The organism is Corallococcus sp. CA053C (assembly GCF_003611675.1).
Taxonomy (GTDB): domain Bacteria; phylum Myxococcota; class Myxococcia; order Myxococcales; family Myxococcaceae; genus Corallococcus.
In genome coordinates, this window is sequence record NZ_RAWA01000546.1 from 1 (window position 1) to 5296 (window position 5296).

At 69.1% G+C, this 5296-nt stretch carries 4 protein-coding genes; 2 read left to right on the forward strand and 2 right to left on the reverse strand.

The features are described from left to right. Positions 1 to 100 precede the first annotated feature (100 nt). Positions 101 to 2986, forward strand: a complete 2886-nt coding sequence (locus tag D7V97_RS39570) for a YncE family protein (RefSeq protein ID WP_120615750.1) — start codon at positions 101 to 103, stop codon at positions 2984 to 2986. 120 nt (positions 2987 to 3106) lie between these two features. Further along, complete coding sequence (locus D7V97_RS39575; protein WP_120615751.1) at positions 3107 to 3793, forward strand: SDR family oxidoreductase; 687 nt, start codon at positions 3107 to 3109, stop codon at positions 3791 to 3793. A gap of 54 nt (positions 3794 to 3847) precedes the next feature. Here D7V97_RS39575 and D7V97_RS39580 read toward each other — a convergent pair whose 3' ends face one another. Continuing rightward, positions 3848 to 4549, reverse strand: coding sequence for a hypothetical protein (locus D7V97_RS39580; RefSeq protein ID WP_147445172.1), 702 nt, complete (start codon positions 4547 to 4549; stop codon positions 3848 to 3850). Positions 4550 to 4604: 55 nt separating this feature from the next. Next, entirely contained in the window at positions 4605 to 4994 is a 390-nt protein-coding gene (locus D7V97_RS39585; RefSeq protein WP_120615753.1) for a hypothetical protein, read from the reverse strand. Positions 4995 to 5296 lie beyond the last annotated feature (302 nt).

A 5296-nucleotide genomic window follows, 5' to 3' on the forward strand; every position in this document is an offset into this window, starting at 1 on the left:
CCTCCCCCTCCCTTCCCCCTCCTTTCGGTGGGGGCGATGTCGCGGCGCGCCCTGGTAATTCCGAGTGCGCAACGATTCCCCGTTCCCCCAGGAGGTCCCGATGGTCCGTACCCCGCAAGTGGGCACGCGCAAGAACCGGTGGCACGCACGAGCCGGTCTGCTGTGCGCCGCCGTGTCGCTGTTCGTCTCCTCCCGTGCCGCTGCGCAGGCGCCCTCGTTCATCGAGTTCGAGAGCGCGCACGTGCGCCCGTTGGCCCTCTCTCCGGACGGGACGAAGCTGTTCGCGGTCAACACGCCGGACAATCGCCTGGAGGTCTTCAACGTCACCAGCGGGGGCCTGTCGCTCGTCGCCGAGGTTCCGGTGGGCCTGGAGCCGGTGTCGGTCGCGGCGCGCAGCAACACCGAGGTCTGGGTGGTCAACCACCTGTCCGACAGCATCAGCGTGGTGAGCGTGAGCGGCACGCCGCACGTGGTACGCACGCTGCTCGTGGGTGACGAGCCGCGCGACGTCGTGTTCGCCGGCGCCAACGGATATGCGTTCATCTCCACCTCGCACCGCGGCCAGCAGCGCACGGATCCGTCCATCGCCTCCGTGCCCGGCGCGGGGGATCCGCAGCTCACCACGCCGGGCGTGGGCCGCGCGGACGTCTGGGTCTTCAACCCCGCGTCCCTGGGGACGACGCCAGGCGGCACGCCCGCGCGCATCCTGACGCTCTTCGGCGACACGCCGCGGGCTCTCGCCGTCAGCCCGGACAAGAAGACGGTCTACGCGGCCATCGCCCAGTCCGGCAACCGGACGACGACCATCAACATGGACAGCGTGTGCAACGGCTTCGGCAGCGCGGGCGTGTGCCTGGTCCAGCCGGACACGTTCCCGTGGGGCAACAACCTCTTCCTGGGCGGCCTGCCCGGTCCGTCCACGAACGCCGAGGGCGCGAAGGCGCCGGAGACGGGCCTCATCGTCAAGTGGAACAGCGCTCTCAGCCGCTGGGAGGACACGCTCGGCCGCAACTGGAACAACGGCGTGCGCTTCAACCTGCCGGACAAGGACGTCTTCGCCATCGACGCGGACGGCCTGCAGCAGAAGGCGTTCTACACGGGCGTGGGAACGACGGTCTTCAACCTGGCCGTCAACCCGAAGACGGGCGTGGTGTACGCGACCAACAGCGACGCCAACAACCTCACCCGCTTCGAGGGCCCCGGCGCCTTCGGTGGCAGCACGGTGCAGGGCAACATCGCGAAGATGCGCATCACCGTCATCAACGGGACGTCGGTGTCGCCGCGCCACCTGAACAAGCACATCGACTATTCGAAGCTGGCCGGCTCCACCGGCTTCGACCCCACGGCCAGGAACCACAGCCTCTCCACCCCCACGGAGATGGCCCTCTCGGGTGACGGCGCGAAGCTGTACGTGGCCGCGTTCAGCTCCAGCAAGGTCGGCGTCTTCGACACCGCGGCGCTGGAGGCGGACACCTTCAACCCCCGGACGGCGAGCGCCAACTACATCCCCGTGAGCGGCGGCGGCCCCAGCGGACTGGTGCTGGACGAGGCGCGCAACCGCCTCTACGTGATGACCCGCTTCGACAACGCGGTGAAGGTCATCGACCTCGCCACGAAGAGCCAGGTGGCCTCGGCGGCGCTCTACAACCCCGAGCCCGACTCCGTCGTGCAGGGCCGCCCGTTCCTCTACGACGCGGACTTCTCCTCGGCCAACGGCGAGGCGTCCTGCGCCAGTTGTCACGTCTTCGGCGACAAGGACGAGATCGCCTGGGACCTGGGCAACCCGGACGACGCGGTGACGACCAACGCCATCGACAAGCGCCTCGCGAGCAGCCTGGAGATTGGCGCGTTCCGCCTGTTCACCGGCCACCCGAGCTCGGACATCAACGGCACCGGCAACCAGAACTCCTTCCACCCGATGAAGGGGCCCATGACGACGCAGACCCTGCGCGGCATGTCCACCTCGGGCGCCATGCACTGGCGCGGTGACCGTTCCACCGGCTTCTTCGGCGCGAGCGCGTATGACGAGGCCCTGTCGTTCAAGAACTTCGTCGTCGCCTTCCCGGGGCTGCTCGGCCGCGCGGATCAGCCCACCGAGGCGGAGATGAACAAGTTCACGAACTTCCAGCTCCAGGTGCAGCTGCCGCCGAATCCCATCCGCAACCTGGACAACTCGCTCACCTCGACGCAGGCGGCCGGCCGCGACTTCTTCTTCGGCAGCCGCCGCGTGGACGGCCTGGCGATTGGCACCAACACCGGCTTCAACTGCAACGGCTGTCACGTCATCGACGCCGCGCAGGGCTTCTTCGGCACCGACGGCCACTCGAGCTTCGAGGGGATCAGCCAGATCATGAAGATCCCCCACGTGCGCAATATGTACACGAAGGTCGGCATGTTCGGCTTCCCGGACAGCAGCTTCTTCCAGGCCCCGGATACCGGGCCCACGGGCGACCAGATCCGCGGCTTCGGCTTCACGCACGACGGCGCGGTGGACACGATGTTCCGCTTCTTCAGCGCCATCGTCTTCGCCAACACCAGCATCGGTGGGCCCCTGGTGGGCTTCCGCAACGACACGGATCGCCGTGCCGTGGAGGCCTACATGATGGCGGTGGACTCCGACCTGGCGCCCATCGTCGGTCAGCAGGTGACGCTCACGTCGACGAACGCCGCCGCGGTGGGTCCGCGCATCGACCTGCTGATGGCCCGTGCGAAGACGCCGTTCGTGTCGAAGGTCCTCGGCGGCGCCACGTATGAGGCCGACCTGGTGGCGAAGGCCGCCATCGGCACCCGCGTGAAGGGCTTCCTGTTCGACCGCGTGGCCGGCACGTGGAAGCCCGACGACGGCACCGCCAACATCACCACCACGGCCCTGCGCGCGCTGGCGAACACGCCAGGCCAGGAGGTGACCTTCACCGCGGCGCCTCCGGGCTCCGGCACGCGCATCGCGCTCGACCGGAACCTGGACGGCAAGCTCGACGGCCAGTAACCGAACCGACGTTCGTGGCCCCGCTTCTCCGGAGCACCCGGGAAGGCGGGGCCTTTTCGTGTCCGCGAGCCCGCTGCGCCAGCCGCGACAACAGGGCGGTTCGATCTAGGGTCTGGCCCCATGAACCTCGTCATCACTGGCGCCAACCGCGGCATCGGCCTCGAACTCACCCGGCAGTCCCTCGCCCGTGGCAACACCGTGCACGCAGGCGCCCGTGATCCGGCGCAGGCCCGGGAACTCACCGCCCTGGTGGGAGCCTCCGGCGGCCGGCTGCACGTGCACGCCCTCGACGTGGCAAGCGACGAGAGCGTGCGCGCGTTCGCCGCCGCGCTGAGCGGGCCGGTGGACCTGCTCATCAACAACGCGGGCATGCGCACCCGGCGCGACAACCTGGAGGACCTCTCGATCGAGGACGCGCAGCAGATGCTCCAGGTGAACGCAATCGGCACCCTGCGGGTGACGCGCGCGTTGCTGCCGCGGCTGCGCGAGGCGCGGGGAGCGAAGATCGCGAGCCTCAGCTCGGGGCTCGGCTCCATCGCGGACAACACGTCGGGCGGAAGCTACGGCTATCGGATGTCGAAGGCGGCGCTGAACATGGCCATGCGCTCGCTCGCGCAGGACCTGCGCGGCGAGGGACTCATCGCGGTGGCCATCAGTCCCGGCTGGGTGCAGACGGACATGGGCGGTTCGAGCGCGCCGTTGCAGGCGTCCGAGTCGGCCGCGGGGCTGCTCGCGGTGCTGGATCGCTTGACCCTGCCGGACAGCGGCAGCTTCTTCGACTTCCGGGGCGAGCGCATCGCCTGGTGAGCGAAGGTCCCGTGACGGATCCGGGCCCGCCGACCTTGCGCGGAGGGATGAACCCTACTTCGTGCTTCGAGAGGTCAGCCGGGCCGGAAAGCGCTCCTCGACGCCGGGCAGGAACAAGGACCGCCCGTCGCGGGCGGCCTGGATGGCCAGCCGGAAGTCGAGGTCGCCATAGCGGTCGAGCACCGCCGGGTCGAAGAAGCCTGCTCCGTCCCCGACCCCTTCGTTCTCGATGTCCGGCTCCAGCGTCTCCCAGCCTCCACGCGGCGCGTAGATCAGCGAACGCACCCCTCCGTCCGCATAGATGTACGCATACGCCCCGAGGAAGCTCGCCCTCGCGCGCAGCTCACCCGTGGCGCTGAGGACGGCATTGTGGTCCCCGTACTGGCCGAAGAGAAAGTCGTCCACGAACACCGAGCCTTCCACGAAGACCCGCGCCCCATTTCCGAACGAGAGCGTCCTGGCCCGGAGGTCCCCCCTGACGATCACGAGCCCGGGCAGATAGTCGTCCGTCCACAGGTTGAGGTGGCCGGAAGCCTTGAGGGGACCGTTGATCAGGACGACGTAGGGGCCCCTGCCCGTGTCGACGTTCCCCGGGCCGTCGACGCCTCCGTCGATGATGCGGACCGTGCAGGAAGGCGGGCCGTTGGGGCGCTCGAACTCCGCGAGCTCCGCCTCCCTCCGATGAAGGTGGAGAGAGGAGTGGAGCTCCGCGAGCGTCGCCGCGTGGCCAAGGTCTTCCAGTCTGTCTGTCTTCACGAAGGCCATCATGCCTCAGGCAGCTGCTGCGAAGGCCGATGGGAAGAAGCCGGTCTCAGCTCGTCCGCAGGTCCAGCTTCGCGCTGACGGCGACGGCCTGCGGGTTGAGCGCGCACAGCCGGAAGGTGCCCGGCACCAGGTCAGACCGGGTGACGGCGTCCGCCGCGAACGAGAAGTCCGTCGTCACCTCCTCGGCCGCGTTGGAGAACGTCCCCGGCTGCCCGATGAGGCTCCGCCGCAGCCGGAACCGCACCGGCGGCCGTGAGCCGTCGGGCCTCGGCTGGACGGTGCCCGCGGCGAACACCGCGTTGACGGCCAGCTCGTCCTGGAGCAGGCACACGTTGGAGCCCGGCGCGATGCGCAGCGTGGCCGACTGGTTCCCCGCCCACGCCAGGTTCGAGACCACCAGCGCCAGCGCGCCCGCGGCGAAGGTTCCTCTGATCATCCGTTTCATCATCGACTCCCAAGGGGGAGGTTGCAGGGCCAGCCGCGTCCCCCGCAGCACTGACTGGCTGTAGGGGGATACGTGGCGTTTGCGCGAGTGGATTCAGCGCGGATCCGACGAACTCCGTGCTCGCCGGCTGGCTCGCCCACGGCACACAGCCCGTTCAGGAGGCTCGCAGCAGGGGCAGTGCCGCGCGGAGACGCGCGACGATGCGCGGCTCCGAGAGGTCGCCTTACCCGAATGTGTCCTTGTTGCGCTTCTCCTCGAAGGCCTTGTTCAAGACCCCCGCCACCCCGCCCATC

What these genes read in the sequence shown, in the direction of transcription:
- D7V97_RS39575 (WP_120615751.1), top strand. Translation starts at nt 3,107, where the DNA reads ATGAACCTCGTCATCACTGGCGCCAACCGCGGCATCGGCCTCGAACTC.
- D7V97_RS39570 (WP_120615750.1), top strand. Translation starts at nt 101, where the DNA reads ATGGTCCGTACCCCGCAAGTGGGCACGCGCAAGAACCGGTGGCACGCA.
- D7V97_RS39585 (WP_120615753.1), bottom strand. Translation starts at nt 4,994, where the DNA reads ATGATCAGAGGAACCTTCGCCGCGGGCGCGCTGGCGCTGGTGGTCTCG.